The organism is Kitasatospora sp. NPDC057518, from assembly GCF_042802075.1.
Lineage (GTDB): Bacteria > Actinomycetota > Actinomycetes > Streptomycetales > Streptomycetaceae > Kitasatospora.
This window is the reverse complement of record NZ_JBHVEU010000767.1, coordinates 1-1,753: the sequence shown is the minus strand read 5'-3', so window position 1 is coordinate 1,753 and position 1,753 is coordinate 1. Positions and strand designations below refer to the sequence as shown.

At 66.5% G+C, this 1,753-nt stretch carries 3 protein-coding genes; all 3 read left to right on the top strand.

All coding sequences use genetic code 11. The annotated features are described in order from the left end of the window. Positions 1 to 241 precede the first annotated feature (241 nt). On the top strand, positions 242 to 688 hold the full coding sequence (locus tag ACFU7Z_RS39235; RefSeq protein WP_380782950.1) for a peptidase inhibitor family I36 protein: 447 nt from the start codon (positions 242 to 244) through the stop codon (positions 686 to 688). A gap of 67 nt (positions 689 to 755) precedes the next feature. Next, a complete protein-coding gene (locus tag ACFU7Z_RS39230) occupies positions 756 to 1,196 on the top strand; it encodes a peptidase inhibitor family I36 protein (protein ID WP_375876220.1) in 441 nt (146 codons plus the stop codon). Between the two features lie 56 nt (positions 1,197 to 1,252). Further along, positions 1,253 to 1,687 (top strand): peptidase inhibitor family I36 protein, encoded by a 435-nt coding sequence (locus tag ACFU7Z_RS39225; RefSeq protein WP_380782948.1) that lies wholly within the window; start codon positions 1,253 to 1,255, stop codon positions 1,685 to 1,687. Positions 1,688 to 1,753 lie beyond the last annotated feature (66 nt).

Genomic DNA, 1,753 nt, shown 5'->3' with positions numbered 1-1,753 from the left:
GGCATCGACCCGGCCGAGACCGACCGCCTCGCCAAGGCGTTCCCGCACATCCGCGCCCGCGACGCCCGTTCCGCCCGGACGCCTACGGTCCGGCCAGGTCGCCGACTTAGGTCGCCGGCGCCGGTTCCCCATGCAGTCGGATGACCGATGCGTCCCGCCTGCCCTCGCCGCCACAGTGGTGCTGCTCCGCGAACGAACGTCGGAGCGCCCCCTGGGCAGTTGAAGAGCAGAGGAGAGCATCATGATGAACCTGCGGCGACTGGCGACGAGGCTCGCGGTGGGTGCCGCCACGGTGGCCGGGGTGCTCGCCGCCACGACGACGACGGCGAGCGCCGACATCCTCACCTCGATCGAGACCGGTCCCGGCAAGTGCCCCGCCAACTGGGTGTGCCTGTGGAGCGAGAACAACTACATCGTGGGGAACCCGAAGGGCGGGGTCGACTACGGGGCCGTGGGCGCGAACGAGAACATCGCGGACCTGGCGTCGTTCAAGTACGAGAGCAAGCTCTGGCGCTGGAAGGGCATGGCGGACGAGGCCTCCTCGGTCGTGAACAACACCGGGAGCAGCATCTGCTTCTACGAGCACAGCAACTACGGCGGCCTGGAGTTCAAGATCGGCCCCCGGGAGAAGTGGGCCTCCGTCCCGTCGTGGATCAACGACAAGATCAGCTCCTTCAAGTTCTGCTGACCTGCCCCCTCCCTTCCTCCCTTCCTCCCTTCCCTTCTTCTCCTTTCCTCGACCTGAACGGATCGTCATGAAGCTCTCCAGGAACCTGGCCAAGCTGGGCCTGTCCGCCGCCGCCGCCGTCGGCCTGATCGTGACCGGGGCGACCTCCGCGAGCGCCACCAACGTCTACGACATCGGCCACGGGGCCGGGTCGTGCCCCGACGGCTACGTCTGCCTGTGGTCGGAGGCCAACTTCATCCGGGGCGGGACCATCAACGACGCGAAGTTCGGCTCCTTCGCGTCGAACCAGGACACCGGCGACATGGGCAAGCTCCAGAAGCGCAGCTCCGGTGGGGACAAGGGCATGCAGGACATCACCTCGTCGGTGCTGAACAACACCGGGAGCAGCATCTGCTTCTACGAGAACAACTGGTACACCGGCCTGGAGTTCAAGATCGGGCCCGGGGAGCACTGGCCCTACATCCCGTCGTGGATCAACGACAAGATCAGCTCCTTCAAGTACTGCTGACCCCTCATCGCCTCGACCCCCACCTCGACTCCCCACCTCGACCTGAACGGATCGTCATGAAGCTTTCCCAGAAGATGACCAGGCTCGGCCTGTGCGCGGCCGCCGCCGTCGGACTGGTCGTGACCGTGTCGGGCTCCGCCAGCGCCAACACGATCCTCGGCATCGGTCAGGGCGCCGGCGCGTGCCCCACCAACTACGTCTGCCTGTGGACCGAGAACAGCTACGTCGGCAACACGGGCTCCACCGGCAAGTTCCCGGCGATCGCCTCGGACCAGAACATCAGCGACATGGGCAAGCTGCAACGGAACAACGGCCTGTGGACGGGGATGCAGGACGTCACGTCGTCGGTGGTGAACAACACCGGGAGCAGCATCTGCTTCTACGAGAACAACGACTACGGCGGCCTGGAGTTCAGGATCGGCCCCTGGGAGCGGTGGCCCTCCCTCCCGTCGTGGATCAACGACAAGATCAGCTCCTTCAAGTACTGCTGATCCGCCGCAGGACCCGGCCGACCCCCGCGGCCGTGTGAAGCCGCGGGCCCGGACCGCATCCACGGC

Excerpts from the sequence above, each read along its gene's own strand:
- ACFU7Z_RS39230 (WP_375876220.1), top strand. The coding sequence starts at position 756 with ATGAAGCTCTCCAGGAACCTGGCCAAGCTGGGCCTGTCCGCCGCCGCC.
- ACFU7Z_RS39235 (WP_380782950.1), top strand. The coding sequence starts at position 242 with ATGATGAACCTGCGGCGACTGGCGACGAGGCTCGCGGTGGGTGCCGCC.
- ACFU7Z_RS39225 (WP_380782948.1), top strand. The coding sequence starts at position 1,253 with ATGAAGCTTTCCCAGAAGATGACCAGGCTCGGCCTGTGCGCGGCCGCC.